At 60.7% G+C, this 26,083-nt stretch carries 24 protein-coding genes; 10 read left to right on the top strand and 14 right to left on the bottom strand.

The window, feature by feature from the left end; translation table 11 throughout:
- From KGA96_RS02925 to KGA96_RS02895, 7 genes are all read right to left on the bottom strand, one after another.
- The gene (locus tag KGA96_RS02925; RefSeq protein ID WP_046042704.1) at positions 1 to 804 is read right to left on the bottom strand and encodes an ABC transporter ATP-binding protein; all 804 of its coding nucleotides are present in this window, start codon (positions 802 to 804) and stop codon (positions 1 to 3) included.
- The gene (locus tag KGA96_RS02920) at positions 801 to 1,949 is read right to left on the bottom strand and encodes an ABC transporter permease (protein ID WP_046042705.1); all 1,149 of its coding nucleotides are present in this window, start codon (positions 1,947 to 1,949) and stop codon (positions 801 to 803) included. The genes KGA96_RS02925 and KGA96_RS02920 overlap by 4 nt, the downstream gene beginning before the upstream one ends.
- Before the next feature lie 54 nt (positions 1,950 to 2,003).
- Positions 2,004 to 3,032: a DUF5924 family protein gene (locus tag KGA96_RS02915; protein ID WP_046042706.1), complete on the bottom strand. Its 1,029-nt coding sequence runs from the start codon at positions 3,030 to 3,032 to the stop codon at positions 2,004 to 2,006.
- A 217-nt stretch (positions 3,033 to 3,249) separates the two neighbouring features.
- On the bottom strand, positions 3,250 to 4,626 hold the full coding sequence (locus tag KGA96_RS02910; RefSeq protein ID WP_223511520.1) for a M16 family metallopeptidase: 1,377 nt from the start codon (positions 4,624 to 4,626) through the stop codon (positions 3,250 to 3,252).
- 56 nt (positions 4,627 to 4,682) lie between these two features.
- Positions 4,683 to 6,341 carry a Na/Pi cotransporter family protein gene (locus tag KGA96_RS02905; RefSeq protein ID WP_046042708.1) on the bottom strand — a complete coding sequence of 553 codons (1,659 nt, stop codon included), beginning with the start codon at positions 6,339 to 6,341 and terminating at the stop codon, positions 4,683 to 4,685.
- A gap of 293 nt (positions 6,342 to 6,634) precedes the next feature.
- Positions 6,635 to 7,402, bottom strand: a complete 768-nt coding sequence (locus KGA96_RS02900) for a TerC family protein (RefSeq protein ID WP_046042709.1) — start codon at positions 7,400 to 7,402, stop codon at positions 6,635 to 6,637.
- A gap of 85 nt (positions 7,403 to 7,487) precedes the next feature.
- Entirely contained in the window at positions 7,488 to 8,795 is a 1,308-nt protein-coding gene (locus KGA96_RS02895; RefSeq protein WP_223511518.1) for a CitMHS family transporter, read from the bottom strand.
- Between the two features lie 321 nt (positions 8,796 to 9,116).
- Here KGA96_RS02895 and KGA96_RS02890 point away from each other — a divergent pair, with 321 nt between their 5' ends.
- Positions 9,117 to 9,518, top strand: a complete 402-nt coding sequence (locus KGA96_RS02890; protein WP_046042711.1) for a GFA family protein — start codon at positions 9,117 to 9,119, stop codon at positions 9,516 to 9,518.
- Here KGA96_RS02890 and KGA96_RS02885 read toward each other — a convergent pair whose 3' ends face one another.
- The gene (locus KGA96_RS02885; RefSeq protein ID WP_046042712.1) at positions 9,519 to 9,845 is read right to left on the bottom strand and encodes a DOPA 4,5-dioxygenase family protein; all 327 of its coding nucleotides are present in this window, start codon (positions 9,843 to 9,845) and stop codon (positions 9,519 to 9,521) included.
- Positions 9,846 to 9,931: 86 nt separating this feature from the next.
- Between KGA96_RS02885 and KGA96_RS02880 the strand changes: the two genes are divergently transcribed.
- Positions 9,932 to 10,594 carry an NAD(P)-dependent oxidoreductase gene (locus KGA96_RS02880; protein WP_046042713.1) on the top strand — a complete coding sequence of 221 codons (663 nt, stop codon included), beginning with the start codon at positions 9,932 to 9,934 and terminating at the stop codon, positions 10,592 to 10,594.
- Here the strand turns inward: KGA96_RS02880 and KGA96_RS02875 are convergent.
- Complete coding sequence (locus KGA96_RS02875; protein ID WP_046042714.1) at positions 10,591 to 11,541, bottom strand: choline sulfate utilization transcriptional regulator; 951 nt, start codon at positions 11,539 to 11,541, stop codon at positions 10,591 to 10,593. The two genes, KGA96_RS02880 and KGA96_RS02875, sit on opposite strands and share 4 nt — an antisense overlap.
- Before the next feature lie 114 nt (positions 11,542 to 11,655).
- Between KGA96_RS02875 and betC the strand changes: the two genes are divergently transcribed.
- The 3 genes from betC to KGA96_RS02860 all read left to right on the top strand — a co-directional run bounded on the left by betC (position 11,656) and on the right by KGA96_RS02860 (position 15,866).
- Positions 11,656 to 13,170: a choline-sulfatase gene (gene betC, locus KGA96_RS02870; RefSeq protein WP_223465149.1), complete on the top strand. Its 1,515-nt coding sequence runs from the start codon at positions 11,656 to 11,658 to the stop codon at positions 13,168 to 13,170.
- Positions 13,171 to 13,186: 16 nt separating this feature from the next.
- Positions 13,187 to 14,107: a choline ABC transporter substrate-binding protein gene (gene choX / locus KGA96_RS02865; protein ID WP_223465158.1), complete on the top strand. Its 921-nt coding sequence runs from the start codon at positions 13,187 to 13,189 to the stop codon at positions 14,105 to 14,107.
- Positions 14,108 to 14,297: 190 nt separating this feature from the next.
- Positions 14,298 to 15,866 carry a SulP family inorganic anion transporter gene (locus KGA96_RS02860; protein ID WP_223465160.1) on the top strand — a complete coding sequence of 523 codons (1,569 nt, stop codon included), beginning with the start codon at positions 14,298 to 14,300 and terminating at the stop codon, positions 15,864 to 15,866.
- A gap of 5 nt (positions 15,867 to 15,871) precedes the next feature.
- Here the strand turns inward: KGA96_RS02860 and aroE are convergent, their stop codons facing one another.
- Together aroE and hemF are read right to left on the bottom strand one after the other, a co-directional pair.
- Complete coding sequence (gene aroE, locus KGA96_RS02855) at positions 15,872 to 16,693, bottom strand: shikimate dehydrogenase (RefSeq protein ID WP_046042719.1); 822 nt, start codon at positions 16,691 to 16,693, stop codon at positions 15,872 to 15,874.
- Positions 16,694 to 16,706: 13 nt separating this feature from the next.
- Positions 16,707 to 17,621, bottom strand: coding sequence for an oxygen-dependent coproporphyrinogen oxidase (hemF, locus tag KGA96_RS02850; protein ID WP_046042738.1), 915 nt, complete (start codon positions 17,619 to 17,621; stop codon positions 16,707 to 16,709).
- Positions 17,622 to 17,784: 163 nt separating this feature from the next.
- On the opposite strand from hemF, the gene KGA96_RS02845 reads away from it, so the two are divergent.
- Complete coding sequence (locus KGA96_RS02845) at positions 17,785 to 18,762, top strand: NADPH:quinone reductase (protein ID WP_223465162.1); 978 nt, start codon at positions 17,785 to 17,787, stop codon at positions 18,760 to 18,762.
- Positions 18,763 to 18,913: 151 nt separating this feature from the next.
- On the opposite strand, the gene KGA96_RS02840 is transcribed toward KGA96_RS02845, so the two are convergent.
- The 3 genes from KGA96_RS02840 to KGA96_RS02830 form a co-directional block, all read right to left on the bottom strand.
- Positions 18,914 to 19,471: an L-threonylcarbamoyladenylate synthase gene (locus tag KGA96_RS02840; protein WP_046042720.1), complete on the bottom strand. Its 558-nt coding sequence runs from the start codon at positions 19,469 to 19,471 to the stop codon at positions 18,914 to 18,916.
- A 54-nt stretch (positions 19,472 to 19,525) separates the two neighbouring features.
- Complete coding sequence (gene dprA, locus KGA96_RS02835; protein ID WP_046042721.1) at positions 19,526 to 20,632, bottom strand: DNA-processing protein DprA; 1,107 nt, start codon at positions 20,630 to 20,632, stop codon at positions 19,526 to 19,528.
- A gap of 81 nt (positions 20,633 to 20,713) precedes the next feature.
- Complete coding sequence (locus KGA96_RS02830; RefSeq protein ID WP_046042722.1) at positions 20,714 to 21,538, bottom strand: hypothetical protein; 825 nt, start codon at positions 21,536 to 21,538, stop codon at positions 20,714 to 20,716.
- 170 nt (positions 21,539 to 21,708) lie between these two features.
- On the opposite strand from KGA96_RS02830, the gene def reads away from it, so the two are divergent.
- The 4 genes from def (at position 21,709) to trkA (ending at position 25,950) form a co-directional block, all read left to right on the top strand.
- Entirely contained in the window at positions 21,709 to 22,215 is a 507-nt protein-coding gene (gene def / locus KGA96_RS02825) for a peptide deformylase (protein WP_046042723.1), read from the top strand.
- Positions 22,216 to 22,284: 69 nt separating this feature from the next.
- Positions 22,285 to 23,244: a methionyl-tRNA formyltransferase gene (gene fmt / locus KGA96_RS02820; RefSeq protein WP_046042724.1), complete on the top strand. Its 960-nt coding sequence runs from the start codon at positions 22,285 to 22,287 to the stop codon at positions 23,242 to 23,244.
- Entirely contained in the window at positions 23,241 to 24,551 is a 1,311-nt protein-coding gene (gene rsmB, locus KGA96_RS02815) for a 16S rRNA (cytosine(967)-C(5))-methyltransferase RsmB (RefSeq protein WP_046042725.1), read from the top strand. The genes fmt and rsmB overlap by 4 nt, the downstream gene beginning before the upstream one ends.
- 22 nt (positions 24,552 to 24,573) lie before the next feature.
- Complete coding sequence (gene trkA / locus KGA96_RS02810) at positions 24,574 to 25,950, top strand: Trk system potassium transporter TrkA (protein WP_046042728.1); 1,377 nt, start codon at positions 24,574 to 24,576, stop codon at positions 25,948 to 25,950.
- Positions 25,951 to 26,083 lie beyond the last annotated feature (133 nt).

The following is a 26,083-nucleotide window of genomic DNA, read 5'->3' as shown; positions in this document are numbered from 1 at the left end:
TCAGACCTCTTTGAGCTGTTGGGCGGCCGTCAATGCCGCGCGGCCGCGAGGGCCATGGAAGTATTCGTGAATCCACGCGTCGTTGGTTTCCGACACCTTGTCGATGGCGTCTGCCACCAGCACTTTTTTCTGCGCCAGCACCGCCACCCGGTCGGTAATGGTGTAGAGCGTGTCGAGGTCGTGGGTCACAAGGAAAACGCTCAGGCCCAAGGCATCGCGCAGGGTCAGGATCAATTGGTCGAACGCGGCGGCGCCAATCGGATCGAGACCGGCGGTGGGCTCGTCGAGAAACAGGATATCCGGGTCCAGAGCCAATGCCCGGGCCAGCGCAGCACGCTTGATCATGCCGCCGGACAGCGATGAGGGGTACTTCTCCGCCGCCGACAGCGGCAACCCGGCCAGGGCCATTTTCACCGCTGCCAGGTGCTCGGCATCGTTGCGGCTCAAGCCGGCGTGTTCGATCAGCGGCAGGGCGACGTTCTCGGTCACCGTCAGCGAAGAGAACAGCGCGCCTTTCTGGAACAGCACACCAAAACGTCGTTCCACCAGCGAGCGCTCGTGTTCGGACAAAGTAGGAAGGTTCTTGCCGAAGACTTTCACCACGCCTTCGCTGGGCTCGCGCAACCCGACAATGCTGCGCAGCAGCACCGATTTACCGCTGCCGGAACCGCCGACCACGGCCAGGATTTCGCCTTTGTACAAATCCAGGTCGAGGTTCTCGTGCACGCTCTGGCGACCAAAGCGATTGCACAAACCACGTACTTCAATCACCGCCTCGGAGGGCGCTCGGGGGATACGACTCACCAGCCCATCTCCATGAAAAACATCGCGGCTATCGCATCCATCACGATCACCACGAAAATCGACTGCACCACGCTCGACGTGGTGTGTGCGCCCACCGACTCAGCACTGCCGCTGACCTTGAAGCCTTCGAGGCAACCAATCGCCGCGATCAGGAAGGCGAAGACCGGTGCTTTGACGATCCCCACCAGAAAGTGCTGAACGCCGATGTCCGATTGCAGCAGTGATATGAACATTGCCGGCGAGATATCCAGCGCCACTGCGCAAACCACGGCACCGCCGATAATCCCCGACAGCATCGCCAGGAAGGTCAGCATCGGCAGGGCGATCAGCAACGCCAGGACCCGCGGCACCACCAGCAACTCCACGGGATCGAGGCCCAAGGTGCGGATGGCGTCGATTTCCTCGTTGGCCTTCATCGAACCGATTTGCGCCGTGAACGCACTGGCGGTGCGCCCGGCCATCAGGATCGCGGTCAGCAACACACCGAACTCGCGCAGAAAGGCAAATCCCACCAGGTCCACGGTGAAGACAGTGGCGCCGAAAGTGGCCAGCACCGTCGACCCGAGAAACGCCACCACGGCGCCCACCAGAAAGGTCAGCAGGGCAACAATTGGGGCGGCATCGAGGCCGGTCTGTTCGATATGGGCGATCATCGGCGTGACGCGCCAGCGTTTGGGCCGGAACAGGCCGCGGGCGATGGTTTCGATGATCAGGCCAACGAAACCCAGCAGTTGCAGGGTGTCCTGCCAGACGATGTCCACCGCGCGACCAATACGGGTCAGCAACTGAATGGTAACGCTGACTTCCGGCTCCTTGATCGGTACGCAGAAATCGGTCAACGAGCAGTAGACGGTTTGCAGCAACGCGCGATCAGCAGCGGAGAGTGTGCAATCAGGATGTTCGGCGGAGCGGCCGAGGCGCTCGGAGCCGAGCAGCTCTACCAACAGCGAGGCGCCCGCGGTGTCGAGGGCGCCCAGTCCATTGAGGTCAACGGGGGTGTTGGCGTCGTACTGGCCGTGGAGTTTTTCGCTCAACAGCTTGAGGTCAGCGTAATGGGCAAGCGTCCAGTCGCCCGTCACTCGCAACCGCGCAGGGGTAATCGACGTGTCTAATCGGGCGTTGCCGGCCATTGTGCTGCTGATCATAGGCTCCGTGCTTGTTCAGTGATTACGCAGCTCTACGTAATAGCACGAACCGCACTACTTTTCTTTGATCGCTGTGCTGTCCGTGACTTTGAAGCGCAGCACGCCGATGACCTGGCCATCTTCGGTCAGCACCCGAACCTGCCATTTGCCGACCGGGTTGCCCGGGAAATTCTCCTTGTGGGTCCAGGCCCGGTAACCTTCCTTGCGCCCGCCGCGAATATCCAGAGGGATGCGGTCGACCTCTTTACCGTTGAACTGCCAGACGTGATAAATCCGCTCGTCCAGGCCACGCGGGGCGTTGATCGCGGTGTACGCGTAGAGCCCGCCATTGCGGATCTGCTCAGCACTGACTTCGTCGAGGCTGGCGCCAGGCGTGCGGTCCTGCATTTGCGTGCTGATGGCCACGTCGGTCATCCACAGCGTCGCCGGCGGCACCCACGAGCGCAGCTCCCAACCGACGACGCCAATGCCCAGGGTGATACTCAAAATCGCCAACGCACTGCGTACGGTACGAATCGGGAAGATCGACGCCAGGCTCGGGAACGACAACAGCACCGAGATACCCAGTGCCCATTTGAAACTTTGCGCGGTGGTCAGGTGCATGATCACCGGCAACGCGGTGAGCAGCGCGGCGAACAGGGTCAGGGTATGCAGGGCCAGAAACGCCCAGCGCCGGGGAGCCAACCATTTGTAGTAGAGCGGGTCGATGATCGAAATCAGCGCCGCGACGCCCAGCAGCCCGGTGAAAACCAACTGGCCGCTGTTCCACGTCGTGGTGATGAAAAAGAACGGCAGGACAAAGAACAGGCTTTCCTGATGGATCATCTGCGTTGCGTAACGCAGCAAGGGTTCCGGGATTTCTCGCTTGAAGATGCGCGTGAACAGCTTGGTCAGGCTGTTTTCCAGCATCAGCCAGATCCAGCTGATCAGCATGATGGTGGTGATCCAGCTCGCCAGGCCTTGCTGGCGATCGACCAGAATGAAACTGCCCACCCCGGAGATGAAACCACAGAGCGCAATGACCCCAGGGTAGCGCTTCATCAATTCGAGGATGCGCTGTACGAAAAGGGTCAGGTTTTGCATTCGGCGGTTTCACAGTCGTCGTAGGAAAAAACCTCGACAGGGTACCGCTGGCGCGGCCTTGTGGCGAGGGGGCTTGCCCCCGTTCGGCTGCGAAGCAGTCGTGAAGCTGATTACTGCAATGCATCTTTAAGATCGGAGTTGCTGATTTTGGGGCCGCTTCGCGACCCAACGGGGGCAAGCCCCCTCGCCACAGTTAGTCGCTCGCCAGTTGGAATGGTTACTTCCTGCGATGCAAACGCCAGCTCAGCAGGATCAAAACAATCAACCCCAATCCCCCGACCACCAGCCACATCAACTGGTCATAACTGAATAACGGCTTCTCGATCCGCAAATACCCCGGTTGCAGGAGCAATTCACGCACGGCCTTGTTCGCCTCTTCCAGGGTCACCCCTTGCAACTCCCGGGTCGGGTTGGAGAAGCGACCGTCCTCGTAGTCGCCAATGGCGCTCCAGTAGTAGTCGGCCAACGCACTATTGCCTTGTACGGCCCAGGCCTGGCGGGCAATTGCAGCCTGCTTGAGGCGGTTGAAGGTGTCGGCATTGAGGCCGTCCTTGAGCAGCCCGGCCTTCAGATCCTCGAGTACTTGTTCGGCATCGGCCACGTCGTCGCGTTCAAGGTCGGCATTGAGGCTCATGAAACCCACGCCGCCGAACACCTCGCGTTCCGCCCACGGACCGTAGGACAAACCGTGAACCAGGCGTAACTGGCGATAGAGCGCCCAATCCAGATAGTCCTTGAGCAAATCGAAGGTTTCATCGTGCCCATCCTCCAGTACCGGCTCCGGCACCAGCCAGTGCAACTTGGCGCCGTTGCCGACCAGTCCGTGGGTCAAGGTGCGCTCATGGGCGGCGCTGGCCTGGATTTGCGGCAGCGGCGGATGCTCGCCAGGCGTAATCGCTTCCAGCACGCCATACGCCCGCTCCAGATAGGCCGGCAGCAACTTGTCGAGGTCACCTACCACGATCAGGGTCATGTTGTTCGGCGCATACCAATCCTTGCGCACCTGCTCCAGTTGTTCACGGCTCAGGCCACCGACTTGCGCGCGCTCCGGGCATTTGAGGCCCAGCTCCACGGCCAGCTGGTTGCTGGCCGTGTGGCCGAGGTCCTGACGATCGAGCCAGCGTTGCAGGTGCGAGTAGTGGCCGCCGTCTTCACGCTCGACCACTTGCTTGGCCGCGTTGATGGCGTTGTCGTCGAATCGGGTCTGGGTCAGCAGCGCCAGCAACAGGTCGAGCACCTTGCGCTGGTTTTTCGCCGGAGCTTCGATGACGAAGGTCGTATCGGCATTGCTGGTGAACGCGTTCCACTCACCACCCAGGGCCTGCATGCGTTCCTCCAGGCCACCTTCGCCACTGGCGTCGATACCGCTGAACAACAGGTGTTCCAGCAGATGCGGCAGCTCCTTTTCTTCGCACTTGAAATCGTCCAGGCCAACGCCGACCACCAGCCGGATCGCCACATGCCCGCGGTCGGTGCCGGGTTTGAGCAGCAATTGCAAACCGTTGCGCAGGGTGTAGCCCTCGACCTGGAAGCGATCCAGGGCGAATGACGGGAATGAACCAAGCAACAGACAGGCGAACAACAGACAACGCATAACAAGCTTCCGTACGACTAGCGCAAGTTCAACAGACTTCAGGCAACTGTGGACGTTCAGGGTGAATGAGTGATGTCGCTCAAATCGTCGACCACCAGCGCACCGGTGTCCGATGTTTCCAGCACCACGTAGGCACTGCTGCAAAACAGCGAATTCAGACGCTTCATGTCGGCGATCAGCTCCAGGTGCAACGAACTGGTTTCGATACTTTGCACGATTTTACGTTGCAAGCGGCTGACATGAGCGTGGGCCAGGCGCCGTTCCTGTGCGCGGAAACGACGTTTTTCACGCACCAGCTGGCGGGCACTTTCCGGGTCGCCACTGAGAAACACCGACATCCCGAGCCGCAGGTTGGAGATCAACTGAGTTTGCAGCCCGGTCAATTCGTCCAGCCCGACTTCGGAAAACGACCGGCGCTGCGAGGTTTTCTGCTGCTGGACCTTGCGCAGCATGCGTTCGATCAAGTCGCTGGCCAGTTTCAGGTTGATCGCCAGTTCGATGATTTCCGCCCAGCGCCGGCTGTCCTGATCGCTGAGATCTTCCCGGGGCATTTGCGCCAGGTACAACTTGATCGCGCTGTAGAGCGCTTCGACATCGTCGGTCAGACGCCTCATTTCCTGGGTGACGGCGGTCTGTTTGCCGCGCAAAACGTCGAGCATGGCTTCGAGCATGTTGTCGATCAGGTCGCCCATGCGCAGGGTTTCCCGGGCCGCGTTGGCCAGCGCCAGACCGGGGGTGACCAACGCCGTGGGATCAAGGTGCCGGGGCTTGGCCGTACCGTTGGCCAGCGGGTGCTCCGGCAGCACCCAGGCACAAAACCTGGCCATCGGCCCAACGCTGGGCAGCAGGATCAGGCAACGCGCGGTGTTGTAGAGCAGGTGAAAGCCGATGACCATTTCTTGAGGGCTGAAATCCAGGCCATCGAGCCAGTGCACCAGCGGATCGAGCACCGGAATGATCAATAAAAGACCAATCATTTTGTACAGCAGGCTGCCCAGCGCCACTTGGCGCCCGGCGGCGTTCTGCATGCTGGTGCTGAGGAAGGCGAGTACGCCGCTGCCGATATTGGCGCCGATCACCAGCCCGATGGCCACCGGCAGGCTGATCACATTGGCGCCCGCCAGGGTCGCGGTGAGCAAAACAGCGGCCAGGCTGGAATAGGAAATCATCGCGAACAGCGCGCCGACCAAGGCGTCGAGCAGGATGTCGCCAGTGAGCGAGGCGAAAATCACCTTCACCCCTTTGGCATGGGTAATCGGGTGCGCGGCTTCGACAATCAGTTGCAACGCCAGAATGATCAACCCCAAACCAATGGCGACACGACCCATCTGCCCGAGTCTGGTCTGCTTGCGCGACAGAAAGAAAATCACCCCGGCAAAAATCAGCAGGGGCGACAACCACGACAGATCGAACGTCAGCACCCGCGCCATCAGGGCCGTACCGACATCGGCACCGAGCATGGTGACCAACGCTGGCGTAAGCGCCATCAGGCCCTGGCCAACAAAGGAAGTGACCAGCATAGCGGTGGCGTTGCTGCTCTGGACCATCGCCGTCACGGCGATCCCGGAGAGGAAAGCCAGCCAGCGGTTGGACATGTTATGGCTGATGACATGGCGCAAGTTGGTGCCGTAGACCCGCAGGATGCCGGTTCGGACGATGTGCGTGCCCCAGATCAGCAGGGCCACGGCAGAAAGCAAATTGAGCAGGGTGAGCATAATGACCCCCTGTGGTGTAGCGCCCCAAAGGAGCAAGTTGACGGTACCGCGCGACGTTCTACGTTCTGTACTTAAGCTGTAGTTGGCTAACGGTCTGCGCGCCAGCATCGCATAGCCAAAGAAGGGATTGAAACAAAACCGTCATGAAAACAGATTCATGTAACCAGCCAGAAACAAAGTGGGAGCGAGCCTGCTCGCGATGAGGCCATCAGGTTCAACATGGGTGTTGACTGACAGACCGCTATCGCGAGCAAGCTCGCTCCCACAGGTTTTGCGTATTTACCGCTACCGGGTTACTGGCCCGGAATGTCCTTGCGCAGCTTTACCGGATCCTGCTGTTTCTTCTTTTTCGCGATGGCAGTGCGCATCCTGATGTTGATCGCTTCCACCGCCAGCGAGAACGCCATGGCGAAGTAGACGTAGCCTTTTGGCACGTGCACGTCCAGGGATTCGGCAATCAGCACCGTACCGACAATCAACAGGAACGACAGCGCCAGCATCTTCAGCGATGGGTGCTTGTCGATGAACTCACTGATGGTGCCAGATGCCCACATCATCACCAGTACCGCCACGATGATCGCCGCGACCATGACCGGTACGTGGGACACCATGCCGACTGCCGTGATCACCGAGTCCAGGGAGAACACGATGTCGATGATCGCGATCTGGACGATGGTGTAGAGGAAGTTGCCGCCCTTGCCTGAAGGTTCGTCGTTGCTTTCATCTTCACCTTCCAGCGCGTGGTACATCTCTTGCGAGCTTTTCCACAGCAGGAACAGACCACCGAAGAACAGGATCAGGTCGCGTCCGGAAATACCCTGGCCGAATACCACGAACAGGTCCGCCGTCAGGCGCATGACCCAGGTGATCGACAGCAGAAGCAGGATTCGCGTGACCATGGCCAGCGCCAGACCGAATATCCGGGTGCGCGCCTGCATGTGTTTAGGCATGCGGCTGACCAGGATCGAAATCATGATGATGTTATCGATACCCAGGACGATTTCCAGGGCGGTCAGGGTGAAGAAGGCAACCCAGATTTCAGGGTTGGTCAGCCATTCCATGTGTATTCCTTTGAGCGATTGTTAAACCACAACGGGCCCGGGCTTCAAACAGCGAAGCCTGGACCCGAAGTGGTGAGTCTTGGGCTTATAGAGTGCTGAACACCGGGAAAGTCCCCAACAGCAGTGCAGCAATCAGTATGCAGATACAAACCAGCACTGCCCACTTCAGGGTGAAGCGCTGGTGGTCACCGAAATCGATGCCGGCCAGGGCCACCAACAGGTAGGTCGATGGAACCAGCGGGCTCAACAGGTGGACGGGCTGACCGACGATCGAGGCACGTGCCATTTCCACCGCGGTTATACCGTAATGGCTGGCAGCTTCGGCAAGAACCGGTAACACGCCGTAATAAAATGCATCGTTCGACATGAAGAAAGTGAACGGCATGCTTACCAGTGCCGTGATCACCGCCAGGTACGGGCCGAGGAAGTCCGGAATCACCGCCAGCAGGCTTTTCGACATGGCGTCGACCATCCCGGTGCCGGTCAGGATACCGGTGAAGATACCGGCCGCAAAGATCAACCCGACTACCGCCAGCACGCTACCGGCGTGGGCCGCGACGCGATCCTTCTGCTGTTGCAGGCAGGGATAGTTGACGATCATGGCAATACTGAACGCCACCATGAACAGCACCGGCAATGGCAGCAGGCCGGCGATCAGGGTGCCCATCAGAGCCAGGGTCAGGGCGCCGTTGAACCAGATCAGGTTCGGACGACGGGCATCCGGGAACTGCGAAACGCTGATTTCGCTGTGGTCGATTTCATCGCCCACCAGGTGCAGTTCACCCAGGCGAGCACGTTCACGCTTGCCGTAGAAGTAAGCGATGACCAGGATCGCCACCACACCGGCCAGCATCGCAGGAATCATCGGTACGAAGATGTCGGACGGGTCCACATGCAACGCACTGGCAGCGCGAGCGGTCGGGCCGCCCCATGGGGTCATGTTCATCACGCCACCGGCGAGGATGATCAGACCGGCCATGATCCGCGGGCTCATGCCGATACGGCTGTAGAGCGGCAGCATCGCGGCCACGCAGATCATGTAAGTGGTCGCGCCGTCACCATCGAAGGAGACAACGAGCGCCAGAACGGCGGTGCCGACCGAAACTTTCAACGGGTCGCCCTTGACCAGTTTGAGGATCTTGCGCACGGCCGGGTCGAACAGGCCGGAGTCGATCATCAGGGCGAAGTACAAGATAGCGAACATCAGCATCACGCCGGTCGGCGCAAGCTTGGTGATGCCTTCGAGCATCATCGGGCCGATCTTCGGCGAAAAACCGCCGAACAGGGCAAAGATGATTGGAATTATGATCAGGGCGATCAGCGCGGACAGGCGCTTGGTCATGATCAGGAACATGAACGTGATGACCATGGCGAAGCCAAGGAAAGTCAGCATGGGAATACTCCAGGCGTAGCGCGGCTAGGGAATGGGCGGATCGGGCGGGATCAGCGCAGAACGGGAAGCACGAGACGTACGGGCGGAGTTGCAGCGAAGCGGCGGATAGAAGAGGACATCAGAATCACCATTGTTGTTGTTAAATGGGCTGTGCGAGCGATAAAACGCTGGCATTGGCCAACCGGTCTTTTGCCGGTAGTGGCGGCGATCCTAATCGGGGAAGCTTTCAGCCAGCTTTCGCCGATGAAAGCGTTGACCGGAAGTACAACCGGTCGTCGGATTGGGTTTCAAGTCCCTGAACACAGGGCGGGAGGTCGAAGCATGGTCAAACTTCACACCGGCGGCTGCCACTGCGGGCAACTGCGCTATCAATTCAGCGGGCCGCTGCACGATATCGCCCACTGCCATTGTTCGATTTGCCGACGGGTCAGCGGCGGCATCGTGACCACCTGGATCACCGTGCCGGCATCGGCCTTTCAATGGCTGGCCGGGACGCCGTCGCGGTACGATTCTTCATCCACCTGCGCACGATATTTCTGCGGCCACTGTGGGGCGCAACTGGCGCTGGTGACGCACCTGAGCCCGGAAAGCATCGACTTGACCATCGCCACCCTCGACCATCCCGAGCAAGCACCGGCCGAGCGGCACATCTGGACTGACAGCCGTTTGCCATGGCTGCATCTGGACGAACACTTACCCGGTGAGGCTCAAGAAACACTCTGATCAAAAAATAGACAGGTCCAACGGCCGAATAGCGCCCATCCAGATCGCATGCTCGGTGTGGTCAAGCAAATCGTCGCCGGTGTCCGGGTGCAGAAACACCACCAGCCCCTTGCGGTTCAGCGCCAGCCACGGCAGCACGTCGCCCAACACCTGCGGCTCGAACGCCAACTGGCAGCTCCAGTCCGGGTGCGGACCGACCGGCCGCTCGTGCACGCGACCCATTTTCAGTGGAAACAAACGCGCTGCCTGCTCACACAAGGCCCGCGCCTGCCCGATCGTGCTGGCATCGAAATAAACGTGGGCGTGGTAACCCGTGATCTGCTGCATCTGAACCCCTCTGAAAACTGTTCGAACCCTCGCCGGTTCCTGCGGGTCAAACATCATATAGGCGCTGGAAAACAGGAAGCCCAGCCATGAAAAATGCCGAAACCCCCGTCGTGAAAGTGGTGCTTTATGGTGCCATGAGTAGCCTGGGCAGTGCGCTGATGGCTGAAATGCTGCGACGCCAGCATGAAGTGATCGCAATTCTCGATGACCTCAATGCGCTGGCACCCCGCCCGGGGCTGCGCACCAAGACTGGCGACCTGTTCGATGCGCAACGGGTCAAGCAGAGTGTGGCCGGCAGTTCCGTGGTCATCTGCTTACTGGACGCTCCAGGCTTACCCTTCAACAGCGAACACGTAGAAAAAAACATCGTGCCGGGCCCGGTCGAGCAGGTACTGGCAGTGGATGCGCTAATCGATGGCATGCAGGCAGCAAACATCGCCCGATTGTTTCTGGTGGGTGATTTCGACGTGCTGGACGAACCGGAATCCGAGGACAGCTTGCAACGTCACGCCGCCGAGGAAATCCGCGAGGCACTGCAGAGCAGTCCATTGAAGTGGACGCTGGTTAACGAGCCGCGCGGGGTACCTGGGCTGACCATCGAACATTTCGCCAAACCCGGCGGCAACCTCGAGCCGGGGTTGTCCGAACCGCTCGGACGCCTGGCCCGCACCGCCGTGGGCATTGCCGATGAATTGCACTTGAACCTGCACATCCGAGAGCACGTCAACTTCATCGCCACCGACAGCTAAACCGCAATGGACGGCAGCGTCAGGCCGTTGAGCGATTGCGCACTACTGGCCTGTTCGGCCATCAACCAATCCACAAACTGCTGGATCAATGCTCTACGTCTTTTGCGCTGGGGCAACACCACGTAGTAACCCAGCCTCGACATCACCGTTTCACCGATCGGTCGACACAACAGCCCTTGCGCCAGCAAGTTATCCACAAGGTGGCGCCAGCCGATGGCCACGCCCTGGCCGCCAATCGCGGCCTGAATCAACAAAGTGTAATTGTCGAAGCGCAACTGCCCGGGCGCCGGGGGAGAAGTGATGCCCAGCTCGCGGAACACACCACTCCAGTCGAACCAATTACTGCTGTGCTCCCCACGCAGGTGCAGCAACGGAAACTCCAGCAATGCCTGGGCCGGCAAGGGCAGAGTGCGTTCGCTCAACAACTGCGGGCTGCACACCGGAAACACTTCCTCGCTGAACAGCCAGTGGCTTTCACCCTGCTTGAAGCGGCCATCGCCGAACAGCACCGCCACATCGATATCGGTACGTAGCATGTTATGGCTGCGTTCACTGGTGACCAGGCTGACATCCACCTGCGGATTGGCCGCGTGAAAGCGGTGCAAACGCGGCATCAGCCAATAGGCGGCGAAGGCAAAATCCGTGGCCACCTGCAGCACTTCATGCTGTTGCTGTGCGCTGATTGCGCTCAATCCTGCGTCGATATTCTGCAAACCGAGCTGAACCTGCTCAAAAAGTATCTGCCCGGCCTCGGTCAACTCGATACCGCGATAAATACGGTCGAACAGGCGTGTCGCCAGTTGCTCTTCCAGGCGCTTTATCTGCTGGCTGATGGCCGGTTGCGTGGTGCCCAACTCAACCGCCGCGGCGGTAAAACTGCGCTGACGGGCCGCCGCTTCGAAGGCACGAAGCAGATCCAGTGACAGGTCACCAAGGGCGTCATACATAAGCTGTGCTTATCCTAGTCATTGCCGCGCGCGGGCTTTACCGCAAGGTGCGAGGGTTTCATTCTCGAAGCCAGCACTCTCGCATAAACATCCACTATGGAATGCCGCGATCACATGAAGCGCAAGAACATTCTTTTCATCATGGCCGATCAAATGGCCGCGCCAATGTTGCCGTTCTACGGCCCTTCGCCCATCAAACTGCCTCATCTCAGCCGCCTCGCCGCACAAGGCGTGGTGTTCGACTCGGCTTATTGCAACAGCCCCCTGTGCGCGCCGTCGCGTTTCACCCTGGTCAGTGGCCAGTTGCCGAGCAAGATCGGCGCCTACGACAACGCAGCCGATTTCCCCGCCGACGTACCGACCTACGCCCACTACCTGCGCCGCCTCGGATACCGCACTGCCCTGTCGGGCAAGATGCATTTCTGTGGGCCAGACCAGCTGCATGGCTACGAAGAACGCCTGACCAGCGACATCTACCCGGCCGACTACGGCTGGGCTGTGAACTGGGATGAACCGGACGTGCGCCCGACCTGGTATCACAACATGTCGTCGGTGCTGCAAGCCGGCCCGTGCGTGCGCACCAATCAACTGGATTTCGACGAAGAGGTGGTGTTCAAGGCCCAGCAGTACCTGTTCGACCATATCCGCGAGGATGGCGACCAGCCGTTCTGCCTGACCGTTTCCATGACTCACCCACACGACCCGTACACAATTCCCAAGGCTTTCTGGGATTTGTACGACGATGCCGATATCCCGCTGCCTGCAACCCCGGACCCGCAGAACCTCGATCCGCACTCGCAACGTCTGCTCAAGGTCTACGACTTGTGGGACAAGCCACTGCCTGTGGATAAGATCCGCGATGCCCGCCGCGCCTATTTCGGCGCGTGCAGCTATATCGATAGCAACGTCGGCAAACTCCTGCAAACCCTAGAGGATACCGGGCTGATCGATGACACCATCATCGTGTTTTCCGGTGACCACGGTGACATGCTCGGCGAGCGCGGCCTCTGGTACAAAATGCACTGGTATGAAATGGCCGCACGGGTGCCACTGCTGATCAGCGCACCGGGGCAATTCGGCGCCGGCCGGGTCAGCGCCAGTGTTTCCACGGCGGACCTGTTACCAACGTTTGTTGAATTGGCCGGCGGCTCGCTGGAGCCCGGCTTGCCGCTGGACGGCCGCTCGCTGGTCCCTCACCTGCAAGGGCAGGGCGGTCACGACGAGGTATTCGGCGAATACATGGCCGAAGGCACCGTCAGCCCGTTGATGATGATCCGCCGCGGTGCCTACAAATTCATCTACAGCGAAGACGACCCTTGCCTGCTCTTCGACGTAAAGAATGACCCTCGTGAACTGGAAGAACTCAGCCAATCGCCGCAACATCGCCAGCTGTTCGACGATTTTCTCACCGAAGCTCGGGCCAAATGGAACATTCCGGCAATTCATCAGCAGGTGCTCGCCAGCCAGCGGCGCCGGCGTTTCGTAGCCGAGGCGCTGACCCTCGGCAAGCTGAAGAGCTGGGATCACCAGCCGCTGGTGGACGCCAGTCAGCAGTACATGCGCAACCACATCGACCTCGACGATCTGGAGCGTAAAGCACGTTATCCACAACCCTGCCAAAACCAATAATGTTAAGGGGAAGTCCATGCAAAGGTTATCCACAGTACTGACGGTCGGGCTCCTGGCTCTGGGTAGTGCATCGGCGTTTGCCGATCAGAGTTGCGAGACCGTGAAAATGGCCGATCCGGGCTGGAGCGACATTGCCGCGACCAATGCCATCACCGGGTTTCTGCTGGACGGCATGGGCTACAAGGCCAAGGTCGACACCCTCGCGGTGCCGATCACCTTTGGCGGGCTCAAGGATGGCCAGGTCGATGTGTTCCTGGGTAACTGGATGCCGGCGCAGCAGGGCTTCTATGACAAGTTCGTCGCCAACGGCGATGTCACACAGCTGGCGAAGAATCTCGACGGCACCGAATTCACCCTCGCCGTTCCGGACTACGTGTGGGACGCGGGTGTGCATAACTTTGCCGACCTGAACAAATACGCCGACAAGTTCGACCACAAGATCTACGGCATCGGCTCCGGCGCGCCGGCAAACATCTCGCTGCAAGAGATCATCAAGAAAAACGATTTCGACATGGGCCAGTGGAAACTGGTCGAGTCCAGCGAGCAGGCCATGCTGGCGGAAGTGTCCCGCGCGGTGAAAAAACAGAAATTCGTGACCTTCCTCGGCTGGACCCCGCACCCGATGAACGTGCAGCTGAGAATGCACTATCTGAAGGGCGGCGAGAAATACTTCGGTGACACCGGCAGTGTGCATACCCTGACCCGCAAAGGTTATGCACAGGCCTGCCCGAACGTCGGCAAACTGCTGACCAACCTGAGCTTCACCCAGGACATGGAGAACAGCATCATGGCCGAGGTGGTGAACAGGAAAGTCAGCAATGCCGATGCGGCCAAGGCTTGGATCAAGTCCAACCCGGCGGTGCTGGATAAATGGCTCGATGGGGTGAAGACCGTGGATGGCAAGGATGCTTTGCCGGCGGTCAAAGCCAAACTCTGATGATTACCTGTGGCGAGGGAGCTTGCTCCCGCTCGGCTGCGCAGCAGACGCAATCCGGTTACCTCGATGAGTCAGACACATCATGATTACCCTTTTGGGACCGCTACGCGGTCCAGCGGGAGCAAGCTCCCTCGCCACAATGATTGCCTGGGCCTGATACTCTTCCGTAAAACTCCACCCGAGAGGCCCCATGGCCCTGCCAAGCCGCCATTCACTCTTCCCATTCCTCACCTGGCTACCCCGGCAAACCCGCGCCAGTGTCGGTCGTGACCTGATCGTTGGCCTCAGCGGCGCAATTCTCGCGTTGCCGCAATCCATTGCCTACGCACTGATTGCCGGCCTGCCGCCGGAATACGGCCTGTACGCCGCAATCATTCCGGTGCTAATTGCCTGCCTGTGGGGTTCGTCATGGCATCTGATCTGCGGTCCTACGGCGGCCATCTCCATTGTCTTGTACGCCAGCGTCAGTCCTCTGGCCGTTCCAGCGTCGCAGGACTACGTCATGTTGATCCTGTTGCTGACGTTTCTGGCCGGCCTCTTTCAGTGGCTGCTGGGGTTGCTGCGCTTTGGCGCACTGGTGAATTTCGTCTCTCACTCGGTGGTACTCGGCTTCACCCTGGGTGCCGCCGTGGTCATTGCCATCGGTCAATTGCCTAACCTGCTGGGGCTGGACTTGCCCAGCCAGGCCACCGCGCTGGATAATTTCATTACCTTGTTGCGCCATCTCGGCAACATCGACAAACCTTCGCTGGCACTGGGGCTGGCGACGGTGGTGGTGGGCGTGATCCTCAAGCTGCTGCTGCCACGCTGGCCGACGCTCTTGATCACCCTGGTTCTCGGCGGCTTGCTGGTTTGGCTCTGGCCATCCATGTTCGGCCATGTGCAACTGGTCAGCGCCTTTACCGGCAAGCTACCTCCTTTCAGTCCGTTGCCGCTGGACCTCGATCTGATCCTGCGCCTGCTGCCCAGCGCGGTGGCGGTCGGAATGCTCGGTCTGGTGACCAGCCTGTCGATTGCCCGCTCGATCTCCGCACGTTCGCAGCAAATACTCGACGCGAATCAGGAAGTTCGTGCCCAAGGCCTGTCGAACATCGTCGGTGCGTTTTTTTCCGGATCGCTGTCAGCCGGTTCCTTCACTCGCTCAGGCCTGAGCTATGAAGCGGGTGCCTGTTCGCCCCTGGCCGGGATTTTTTCGGCATTGTGGGTGGCGCTGTTTGCGATCTTCGGCGCGAGCCTGATCGCGCACATCCCGATTCCGGCCATGGCGGGCAGCATTCTGTTGATCGCCTGGGGGCTGGTGGACCATCGCGGCATTCGCGCGTTGTTGCGGGTCAGCCGCGCTGAGTTCGTGGTAATGGCGCTGACCTGCGTCGCCACCTTGCTGCTGGAACTGCAAACGGCGATCTACGCCGGCGTGTTGGCCTCGCTTTTTTTCTACCTCAAGCGCACATCGCAACCACGGGTGCAGCATGTGCGAGATGGCGAGGAAGACATTCTGCGGGTCGGCGGCTCGATCTTTTTCGGCGCCAGCCATTACCTGCAAGTGCGCCTGCAACGCATGAACGGCGCGCGCGTGGTGATCGAGGCGCAGCAGATCAACTTCATCGACTATTCCGGGGTGGAAATGCTGCACCAGGAAGCGCGGCGCCTGCTTCGCCAGGACCGCAGCCTGACCTTGCGTCGGGCCCGACCGCAGGTGGTGGAAGAACTGAGAAAGCTGGAAGGGGCGCAGAAGTGCCCGATCCGGTTTGAGGATTAAAGACTTTAAAGGGCCAACTGTCGGCGAAGTTCAGCCAACACCGGCGCCGTCTCCGGACGCACGCCGCGCCACAGGAAAAACGCTTCCGCCGCTTGCTCGGCCAGCATCCCCAAGCCATCCATCGCCACCGCCGCCCCATGTTCGCTGGCCCAGCGGCAGAACGAGGTCGGCTCCTTGCCGTACATCATGTCGTAGCACACCGTTTTGCCCGGTTCGATCAGGCTGGCAGCAATCGGCGGTACATCACCGGTCAGGCTCGCGGAGGTCGCGTTGATGATCAGGTCCACCGACTCCTGCAACCAGTCGTAGCCACTGGCCGAGACCGGCCCCAGATCGCAGAACAGTTCCGCCAGCAACTCGGCCTTTTCCACCGTGCGGTTGGCGATGATCACCGATGCCGGTTGCTCGGCCAGCAACGGCTCCAAAGCACCGCGCACCGCGCCGCCGGCACCGAGCAGCAGGATGCGTTTGCCCTTGAGGCTGAACCCGGCATTGACCGTCAGGTCGCGCACCAGTCCGGCGCCGTCGGTGTTGTCGCCCAGCAGACTGCCATCGGCCAGTTTGCTCAGGGTGTTCACCGCTCCGGCCCTTTGCGCCCGCGCCGTCAGGCTGTTTGCCAGCCGATAGGCTTCTTCCTTGAACGGCACCGTCACATTGGCGCCCCGTCCTTCGAGGAAAAACGTCCGGGCACAGGTGGAAAAGTCGTCCAGTGGCGCCAGTAGCGTGTTGTAGTCCAGCTTTTGCGCGGTCTGCTCGGCGAACAGGCGATGGATCAACGGCGACTTGCTGTGGCCAATCGGGTTACCGAAAACGACATAACGGTCCATCAGTATTCCTCGTTCAGGCTTCGGCCAACCAATCGCGGTCTTGCAGGAAGTACTCGGTCAGGCGCGCTTCTTCGCTGCCGGGCTCGGCCTTCCAGTCGTAGCCCCAGCGCACTTGCGGTGGCAGCGACATCAGGATCGACTCGGTACGCCCACCCGATTGCAGGCCGAACAGCGTGCCGCGGTCGTAGACCAGGTTGAACTCGACATAGCGCCCACGGCGGAACTCCTGGAATTCCCGCTGTTTTTCGGTGAACGCATCGTTCTTGCGGCGCTGCACGATCGGCAGATAGGCGTCGATGTACGCGTCACCGATGGCGCGCATGAAGGCGAAGGTGGTATCGAAGTCCCACTCGTTCAGGTCGTCGAAAAACAACCCGCCGATGCCGCGCGGCTCGTGACGATGCTTGATGTGGAAGTAGCTGTCGCACCAGGCCTTGTAACGCGGGTAGACGTCCGGGCCGAACGGCGCACAGGCCTGCTCGGCGACGCGGTGCCAGTGGATGCAGTCTTCTTCGTTGCCGTAATACGGGGTCAGGTCGAAGCCGCCACCAAACCACCAGACCGGTTCTTCACCTTCTTTTTCAGCGATGAAAAAGCGCACGTTGGCGTGGGAAGTCGGCACGTGCGGGTTGTGCGGGTGAATCACCAACGACACGCCGAGGGCTTCGAAGCCACGGCCGGCCAGTTCCGGTCGATGAGCGCTGGCAGACGGTGGAAGACCGCTGCCGAAGACATGGGAAAAATTGACGCCACCCTTTTCAATCACCGCGCCGTTTTCTATCACACGGGTGCGACCGCCACCGCCCGCCGGCCTGGTCCAGGCATCTTCGACGAATTGCGTGCCACCGTCTTCGGCTTCCAGGACGGCGCAAATACGGTCTTGCAGGTCGAGCAGGTAGGCTTTTACGGCCTCGGTGCGGGTCGTCATGTCATCACCTTGAATCGGGCAAAACAACGCGGCGCTCCATTGGAGCTCAGCCTGCGCAAATGGGCGCGTAGCATACCATCGCAAGTCACCTCGCCGCAGTTGACGAAGATCAAGCTTAGGAGTCCGATAGGGAGCTTGGTAAAACGACCTATGGAGAGTTCTGATGGCAAAGCGTATCCAGTTCCGCGCCCATGGCGGCCCCGAAGTGCTCGAATATGTGGATTACCAGCCTGCCGAGCCAGGTCCGAAGGAAGTACGCGTGACCAACAAGGCCATCGGCCTGAACTTCATCGACACCTATTACCGCAGCGGCCTGTACCCGCCACCGTCCCTGCCGTCGGGTGTCGGCTCAGAAGGTGCAGGCGTGGTCGAGGCGGTGGGCAGCGACGTGACCCGCTTCAAGATCGGCGATCGCGTCGCCTATGGCAGCGGCCCTCTGGGCGCCTACAGCGAAGTTCACGTCTTGCCCGAGGCCAATCTGGTGAAACTGCCGGACGCCATCAGCTTCGAACAGGCCGCCGGCGTGATGCTCAAGGGCCTGACCGTGCAGTACCTGCTGCGTCAGACTTATGAACTCAAAGGTGGCGAAACCATCCTGTTCCATGCGGCGGCCGGTGGGGTCGGTTCCCTGGCCTGCCAATGGGCCAGGGCCTTGGGCGTGAAGCTGATCGGCACCGTCAGCTCGGCGGAGAAAGCCGCGCTGGCCAAGGCCAACGGCGCCTGGGCGACCATCGACTACAGCCATGAAAATGTCGCTCAGCGCGTGCTGGAATTGACCGACGGCAAAAAAGTCCCGGTGGTGTACGACGGTGTTGGCAAGGACACCTGGCTGACTTCACTCGACAGCGTCGCGCCGCGCGGGCTGGTGGTGAGTTTCGGCAATGCGTCCGGCGCGGTCGACGGCGTGAACCTGGGGATCCTGGCGGGGAAAGGCTCGCTGTACGTGACCCGGCCAACCCTGGGCACTTATGCGAACAACGCCGAGAACCTGCAACGCATGGCCGACGAGTTGTTCGAGATGATCATCAGCGGCAAGCTGACCGTGGACATCAGCCAGCGTTATCCACTGGCTGACGCGGCGAAGGCGCAGACCGAGTTGTCGGCGCGGCGCACGACCGGTTCGGTTGTTTTGTTGCCATAACCCTCCGTGGCGAGGGAGCTTGCTCCCGTTGGGCTGTGCAGCAGCCCTGCATTCGGCAACTGTGTAGTTTCAGTTACAACGCGCCTGCAGTTTTTGCGGGCGCTGCGCACCCGAACGGGAGCAAGCTCCCTCGCCACATGTTCATCCAGCTTTAGTCCGGGCGCACAACCCTCCCGGTGGCCAGATCGCGAATCACGCTCGGGTTCTTGCGCCCGCCCAGATTGCCACCCAGCACCAGATCCACCTGGCCACGGAAATACTGTTCGACGCGAATCCGCGTACGTGCCGCCGGGCGCCCCTGCGGGTTGGCCGACGTCGACACCAGTGGCCCGACCAGCGCGCACAAGTCCCGCACCAGTGGGTGATCGCTGACCCGCAACGCCACGGTTTCATGCACGCCGGTAATCCACTCTGGCAGCAGGTTCTGGTGCGGCACCAGCCAGGTGTTCGGACCCGGCCAGGTGCTGGCCATGCGGTCCATCCACAACTCGGGAAAGTCTTCGAAGAGGAAATCGAACTGACGGATGTTGTCGGCGACCAGAATCAGCCCCTTGTCCATAGACCGGCCCTTGATCAGCAGCAGACGTTCCACCGCTTCCTCGTCCCACGGGTCGCAACCCAGGCCCCAGACCGCTTCGGTTGGGTAGGCAATCACCGCCCCGGCGCGAATTGCTTGCGCGGCTTGTTGCACACGCCAACTGTTGACCATGAAAAACACTCCAGACTAAGGCTCTGCGCAGTTTACCGATCTTGTTTATAAAACCTAGCTCACCCGCGCAAACCAGCGCCCGCTTTCGCACACGGCGCGGCCATCCATTTCCAGTTCTGTCAACGCCACCAGCACTTTCGGCAGAGCCCAGCCGCTTGCATCGGCCAGCGCTTCACTGGTGTGAGGCGCGGCATGCAACAACTTCAACAGAGGGTGAGTCGTTGCAGGGGTGCAGGTTTCTGTAGATAACGACAGTCGTTGCCAACCGCGCAAAGCTTCGAGGATATGTTCGATGGTTTCCACCAGCACCGCACCGTCACGGATCAATTGATGGCAACCGCGGGCGCCGGGGTGATGGATCGACCCGGGCATCGCAAACACCTCGCGCCCCTGTTCCGCCGCCAGCCTCGCGGTGATCAGTGAACCGCTGGCGACACTGGCTTCGACCACCAGCACCCCGAGAGACAAACCACTGATGATCCGATTGCGCCGGGGGAAGTTGCCGGCGCTGGGGCCTGCATCCAGTGGAAACTCCGAAAGCACTGCGCTACCTGATGCGATCATGGCGTCCGCCAGGCGTCTATTTCGCTGTGGATAAAACTTTTCGAGCCCCGTACCGAGCACACCGACCGTTTGCCCGCCGACGTCGAGCGCGGCCTGGTGCGCGGCGGCGTCAATGCCCAGGGCCAGGCCGCTGGTAATGACAAAACCGGCACCGGCCAGGCTGCGGGAAAACGCGGCAGCGGTATCCATTCCCGGCCGGGAAGCGCGACGGCTGCCGACCATCGCCAGTTGTGGTTTTTCCAGAATGCCCGGATCGCCCGCGACAAATAACAGCGGCGGTGCATCGCTGATTTGTGCCAGCAGTGCCGGGTAGTCCGGTTGGTCCCACATCAGTAAATGCTGGGCCGGATGCTCCAGCCAGGCCAATGCATGACTGGCGCCATCACGGATCTCAGTGCTACGCCTGGCCTCTGAACAGGCCAGTGGCAAACCCAGCGCGCGCCAGGCACTGGGTGGCGCACTGAGGGCTTTGGATGCCGAGCCGAAGGCTTCGAGCAACTTCTTGAAACGCGCCGGACCGAGTTCCGGCAAACGGTGCAGACGTAAACGAGCTTCCAGTTCCGCAGGGGAAACCGGTGTAACGGCAGACAGCGACATGGATCATCCTTGATCGTTATGAGCACCCATACAAACGGGAATAAGCTGTGGATAACTCTGTTGGTAACTTGTGAAGCACTCTTACGGATTTCGCACCTTGTCCATCACCGACAGCGAGCGCGAAGCGCTGAGCACCAGCCCATAGCTGAGTTTGTCGTAGGTACGGAAAACCATCAGCAGACCGGCGCGCTCATCGGGAATTTTCAACGGCTGACCGGTGATCCGGTCCCGCACCGTTTCGCCTGTCTTCATCACCGCCAGCAGATTGCCTTCGGCCAGGCCGTCGCGCTGCCCCTTGTTCAGCGTAACCACGTCCAACTCGCCGATCTGCGTGACCCCACGCGGCACATCGATGATCAAACCATTGATTTCGTGGCTCGGTGCGCTGGGCGTGAAGGTCGAGTTGATCGCGTGCTCTTCACCGCTGAACAAGCGATCGCCGAGGCGGACCTCCTGGGTCGTGCGTTGCAATTCCAGGGTGGCGACGTCACCTTCAATGGCCACGACCTCACCGCCGCCGATGTCGTCGGCGTTGATCCCCAGTATTTCCTTGCTCTGCGGATCGGTGTAGACCTTGCCTTGGCGGAAGATGCCGTACGCCGGTTGCGCCGGATCGAAATGGCCGCGGGCAAAGATGCGGTCACCCGCGCCGCTGAGCACCCGTTCGGCATCACCGGCGACGACGTAGGGCGCCTTGTCGAAATCCTCGGCCTTGTCGACGATGCGGTTGCTCAGCAGAAAGCTGTTGATCGATTTCAGCGCAATGCTGGGGATAGCCTCGGTTACCGGGCTGCTGCGCACCTGAGGCGACAGCTTTATGGTGGGAATATCTTCCCGAAGTGGCACTTGCCCGTACGCCAGACCGGCCGAGGCCAGGAGCAGCAGGGCGAGTAGTGATTTCCTCATGCGGTGAATCCCTTTATTATGTACGTTCGCGTGAAACGCCAGAGCCCTCAGTGGCTCGCTCCCGGCTTGCTTGTCAACAAAAGGGAGCTACGTTTTACAACGGTAGCCTGCATCTTCGGACCGCCAGACCATCGACCCGACCTTACTTCACACGTGCACTAATCAAGCTTATGGCCATTTTAAACATCCTCGAATTCCCTGATCCGCGTCTGCGCACTATTGCCAAACCAGTGGCCGTAGTGGACGACGAAGTGCGTCAGTTGGTCGACGACATGTTTGAAACAATGTATGAAGCGCCTGGCATCGGCCTCGCCGCTACCCAGGTCAACGTGCACAAACGTATCGTCGTGATGGACCTCTCCGAAGACCGCACCGAACCGCGAGTGTTCATCAACCCCGAGTTCGAACCGCTGACCGACGAGATGGGCCAGTATCAGGAAGGCTGCCTGTCTGTGCCGGGTTTCTACGAAAACGTCGATCGCCCGCAACGGGTCAAGGTCAAGGCCCTGGACCGAGACGGCCAACCTTACGAACTGATCGCCGAAGATTTGCTCGCCGTGTGCATCCAGCACGAATGCGACCACCTCAACGGCAAATTGTTCGTCGATTACCTGTCGACGCTCAAACGCGACCGCATCAAGAAGAAGCTGGAAAAACAGCATCGCCAAAACGCTTGATGCCCTCCTTCAAAGGCTTGCCACGGCAAGCCTTTTTCTTTTCAAGATGCTTTGCAATAGAGAACACCCATGACTGAGCCACTGCGCATCGTCTTTGCCGGCACCCCCGAATTCGCCGCCGAACACCTCAAGGCCCTGCTCGACAGCCCTTACGAGATCGTCGCGGTCTACACCCAACCGGATCGTCCGGCCGGTCGCGGGCAAAAACTGATGCCGAGCCCGGTCAAGCAGCTTGCTCTAGAGAACAGTATCCCGGTGTTGCAACCGCCGACCCTGCGCAACGAAGATGCTCAGGCTGAACTGGCTGCACTGAAGCCGGACTTGATGGTAGTGGTCGCCTACGGCCTGATCCTGCCGCAAGTGGTGCTGGATATTCCGCGCCTGGGTTGCATCAACAGTCACGCCTCGCTGCTGCCGCGCTGGCGTGGCGCGGCGCCGATCCAGCGCGCCGTGGAAGCGGGGGACGCCGAAAGCGGCGTGACCGTGATGCGCATGGAGGCCGGCCTCGACACCGGGCCGATGCTGCTCAAGGTCACCACGCCGATCAGCGCCGAAGACACCGGCGGCAGCCTGCACGATCGTCTGGCCGAAATGGGCCCGCCGGCCGTGGTCAAGGCGATTGCCGGCCTCGCCGCCGCAACGTTGAAGGGCGAAGTGCAGGACGACAGCCTCGCTACCTATGCGCACAAATTGAACAAGGACGAAGCACGCATCGACTGGAGTCGCCCGGCGATTGAGCTGGAGCGTCTGGTGCGTGCCTTCAACCCGTGGCCGATCACCCACAGCACCTTGAACGGTGAAGCCCTGAAAGTGCTGGCCGCGAACCTTGCCGAAGGCAAAGGTGCCCCGGGTGAAGTCCTCAGCGCCAGCAAGGAAGGCCTGATCGTCGCGTGCGGCGAGCAGGCCTTGTGCCTGACCCGTCTGCAATTGCCCGGCGGCAAGGCGCTGAACTTCAGCGACCTGTTCAACAGCCGTCGTGAGAAATTCGCCATCGGCACTGTCCTCGGTCAAGCGGCGGACGCTCAATGAACCCGCGTCTGGCCGCCGCCAAGGCACTCGCTGCCGTCCTGAGCGGAAAAGCCTCGCTCAACAGCTCACTGCCGACTCAACTGGACAAGGTCGAAGACCGTGATCGCGGTTTCACTCAGGACCTGGCGTTCGGCACCGCGCGCTGGCAGCCACGCTTGTCGGCACTGGCGGCCAAGCTGCTGCAGAAACCGTTCAAGGCCGCCGACGCCGATGTCGAGGCGCTGTTGCTGGTCGGGCTTTATCAGTTGCTCTACACCCGCGTCCCGGCCCATGCCGCCATTGGTGAAACCGTAGGTTGCGCCGACAAGTTGAAAAAGCCTTGGGCCAAGGCGTTGCTCAACGCAGTGCTGCGTAATGCTCAGCGCGAAAGCGAAACGATTTTCGCCGAGCTGGAACGTGATCCGGTGGTGCGCACCGCTCACCCGCGCTGGCTGCAAAAATCCCTGAAGGCATTCTGGCCGGAGCAATGGGAAGCCATTTGCGCGGCGAATAATGCGCATCCGCCAATGATCCTGCGAGTCAACCGTCGCCATCACAGCCGTGATGCCTACCTCGGTTTGCTGACTGAGGCGGGTATTGCCGCCACGCCGTGCGTGTACAGCCGCGACGGCATCGTGCTCGACGCCGCCGCCGATGTGCGCAGCCTGCCGGGTTTCGCCGAGGGTTGGATCAGCGTGCAGGACGAAGCCGCGCAACTGGCTGCCGATCTGCTCGACCTCGCGCCGGGCCAACGGGTGCTCGACGCCTGCTGCGCCCCCGGTGGCAAGACCTGCCACATCCTCGAAGCCGAGCCAAAACTGGCCGGCGTCGTGGCGGTAGACCTGGAAGCCAAGCGGCTGGTGCGGGTGCGGGAAAACCTCGAACGCCTGAAACTGAGCGCCGAACTGATTGCCGCCGACGGCCGCGACACTCAGGCGTGGTGGGACGGCAAGCCGTTCCAGCGCATCCTGCTGGACGCGCCATGCTCGGCCACCGGTGTGATTCGTCGTCACCCCGATATCAAGCTGACCCGCCAGCCCGACGACATCGCCGCGCTGGCGCTGCTGCAGGGCGAGTTGCTCGACGCCATGTGGAACACATTGGAGGTCGGCGGCATCCTGCTGTACGCCACCTGTTCCACGCTGCCGACCGAGAACACCGAGGTCATCGAAGCCTTCCTCGCCCGCACGCCGGGTGCTCGTGAACTGGACCTCGCCACGGCGGCCGGCATCAAGCAGCCCCATGGTCGCCAGTTGCTGGCCCAGGAAGGTGGCCACGACGGGTTCTACTACGCCAAGCTGATCAAGATCGCCGCCGCTCGCGGTTAAACGGATTCAATGGAGTGACTGGATGAAAATCATCATCCTCGGAGCAGGGCAGGTCGGCGGTTCGCTGGCGGAACACCTGGCCAGCGAAGCCAACGACATCACCGTGGTCGACACCGATGGCGAACGCCTGCGCGATCTCGGCGACCGCCTGGACATCCGCACCGTACAAGGTCGCGGCTCATTCCCGACCGTGTTGCGCCAGGCCGGAGCGGATGACGCCGACATGCTGGTCGCCGTGACCAACAGCGACGAAACCAACATGGTCGCCTGCCAGGTCGCCCACACCCTGTTCCACACTCCAACCAAGATCGCCCGGGTGCGCGAAGCCGCGTACCTGACCCGCGAAGAGCAATTGTTCCAGAACGAAGCGATTCCGGTGGACGTGCTGATCAGCCCCGAACAAGTGGTTACCAACTACATCAAGCGCCTGATCCAGCATCCCGGCGCCTTGCAGGTAATCGACTTCGCCGAAGGCAAGGCGCAACTGGTGGCAGTGCGGGCTTACTACGGCGGGCCGCTGGTGGGCCAGCAACTGCGGCAATTGCGTGAACACATGCCGAACGTGGAAACCCGCGTCGCGGCGATTTTCCGTCGTGACCGGCCGATCCTGCCCCAGGGCGACACGGTGATCGAGGCCGACGACGAAGTATTTTTCATCGCCGCCAAGGCGAACATTCGCGCGGTGATGAGCGAAATGCGCCGTCTCGATGAGACCTACAAACGCATCGTCATCGCCGGTGGCGGGCAGATCGGCGAGCGCCTGGCCGAGGCCATCGAAAGCCGTTATCAGGTAAAGATCATCGAGATGAATCCGGCACGCTGCCGTCATCTCTCGGACCACCTCGACAGCACCGTGGTGTTGCAAGGCAGCGCCTCGGACCGCGACCTGCTGATGGAAGAGAACATTGCCGACGCCGACCTTTTCCTGGCCCTGACCAACGACGACGAAGCCAACATCATGTCGTCGCTGCTGGCCAAGCGCCTGGGCGCGAAGAAGGTGATGACGATCATCAACAACCCGGCCTATGTCGATCTGATCCAGGGCGGCGACATCGACATCGCCATCAGCCCGCAACTGGCGACCATCGGCACCTTGCTGGCCCACGTGCGCCGAGGCGACATCGTCAGTGTGCACTCACTGCGCCGGGGTGCGGCAGAAGCCATCGAGGCGATTGCCCATGGCGATGCGAAATCGAGCAAGGTGATCGGCAAGGCCATCGAAAACATCGGCCTGCCGCCGGGCACTACCATTGGTGCGATTATCCGCGACGAAGAAGTGATCATCGCCCACGATGACACCGTAATCGAAGCGGGCGACCATGTGATTCTGTTCCTTGTGGATAAAAAACATATTCGCGATGTGGAGAAGCTGTTCCATGTGGGGTTGAGCTTCTTCTGAGGTTTTGCAGCGACTGCACTGGCCCCATCGCGAGCAGGCTCGCTCCTACATTTGGAATGCATTCCCCTGTAGGAGTGAGCCTGCTCGCGATAGCAATTTCACTGGAATCCATCAACCCCTGATTCACCTCTAT

Origin of the sequence: Pseudomonas sp. GL-R-26 (assembly GCF_019947365.1) — a bacterium.
GTDB lineage: Bacteria > Pseudomonadota > Gammaproteobacteria > Pseudomonadales > Pseudomonadaceae > Aquipseudomonas.
Note: the sequence above shows the minus strand (reverse complement) of the source record. Positions and strands in the feature narration are given on the sequence as shown.

Bases quoted from the DNA above. Each gene is read 5' to 3' on its own strand.
- KGA96_RS02920 (WP_046042705.1), bottom strand. From the start codon at position 1,949: ATGATCAGCAGCACAATGGCCGGCAACGCCCGATTAGACACGTCGATT.
- KGA96_RS02900 (WP_046042709.1), bottom strand. From the start codon at position 7,402: ATGGAATGGCTGACCAACCCTGAAATCTGGGTTGCCTTCTTCACCCTG.
- KGA96_RS02885 (WP_046042712.1), bottom strand. From the start codon at position 9,845: ATGCAGCAGATCACGGGTTACCACGCCCACGTTTATTTCGATGCCAGC.
- fmt (WP_046042724.1), top strand. From the start codon at position 22,285: ATGACTGAGCCACTGCGCATCGTCTTTGCCGGCACCCCCGAATTCGCC.
- KGA96_RS02875 (WP_046042714.1), bottom strand. From the start codon at position 11,541: ATGTATGACGCCCTTGGTGACCTGTCACTGGATCTGCTTCGTGCCTTC.
- rsmB (WP_046042725.1), top strand. From the start codon at position 23,241: ATGAACCCGCGTCTGGCCGCCGCCAAGGCACTCGCTGCCGTCCTGAGC.
- KGA96_RS02845 (WP_223465162.1), top strand. From the start codon at position 17,785: ATGGCAAAGCGTATCCAGTTCCGCGCCCATGGCGGCCCCGAAGTGCTC.
- KGA96_RS02890 (WP_046042711.1), top strand. From the start codon at position 9,117: ATGGTCAAACTTCACACCGGCGGCTGCCACTGCGGGCAACTGCGCTAT.
- hemF (WP_046042738.1), bottom strand. From the start codon at position 17,621: ATGACGACCCGCACCGAGGCCGTAAAAGCCTACCTGCTCGACCTGCAA.
- KGA96_RS02905 (WP_046042708.1), bottom strand. From the start codon at position 6,341: ATGCTCACCCTGCTCAATTTGCTTTCTGCCGTGGCCCTGCTGATCTGG.
- KGA96_RS02860 (WP_223465160.1), top strand. From the start codon at position 14,298: ATGGCCCTGCCAAGCCGCCATTCACTCTTCCCATTCCTCACCTGGCTA.
- betC (WP_223465149.1), top strand. From the start codon at position 11,656: ATGAAGCGCAAGAACATTCTTTTCATCATGGCCGATCAAATGGCCGCG.
- def (WP_046042723.1), top strand. From the start codon at position 21,709: ATGGCCATTTTAAACATCCTCGAATTCCCTGATCCGCGTCTGCGCACT.
- KGA96_RS02880 (WP_046042713.1), top strand. From the start codon at position 9,932: ATGAAAAATGCCGAAACCCCCGTCGTGAAAGTGGTGCTTTATGGTGCC.
- KGA96_RS02895 (WP_223511518.1), bottom strand. From the start codon at position 8,795: ATGCTGACTTTCCTTGGCTTCGCCATGGTCATCACGTTCATGTTCCTG.
- trkA (WP_046042728.1), top strand. From the start codon at position 24,574: ATGAAAATCATCATCCTCGGAGCAGGGCAGGTCGGCGGTTCGCTGGCG.
- KGA96_RS02830 (WP_046042722.1), bottom strand. From the start codon at position 21,538: ATGAGGAAATCACTACTCGCCCTGCTGCTCCTGGCCTCGGCCGGTCTG.
- KGA96_RS02910 (WP_223511520.1), bottom strand. From the start codon at position 4,626: ATGCGTTGTCTGTTGTTCGCCTGTCTGTTGCTTGGTTCATTCCCGTCA.
- KGA96_RS02840 (WP_046042720.1), bottom strand. From the start codon at position 19,471: ATGGTCAACAGTTGGCGTGTGCAACAAGCCGCGCAAGCAATTCGCGCC.
- choX (WP_223465158.1), top strand. From the start codon at position 13,187: ATGCAAAGGTTATCCACAGTACTGACGGTCGGGCTCCTGGCTCTGGGT.
- aroE (WP_046042719.1), bottom strand. From the start codon at position 16,693: ATGGACCGTTATGTCGTTTTCGGTAACCCGATTGGCCACAGCAAGTCG.
- KGA96_RS02915 (WP_046042706.1), bottom strand. From the start codon at position 3,032: ATGCAAAACCTGACCCTTTTCGTACAGCGCATCCTCGAATTGATGAAG.
- dprA (WP_046042721.1), bottom strand. From the start codon at position 20,632: ATGTCGCTGTCTGCCGTTACACCGGTTTCCCCTGCGGAACTGGAAGCT.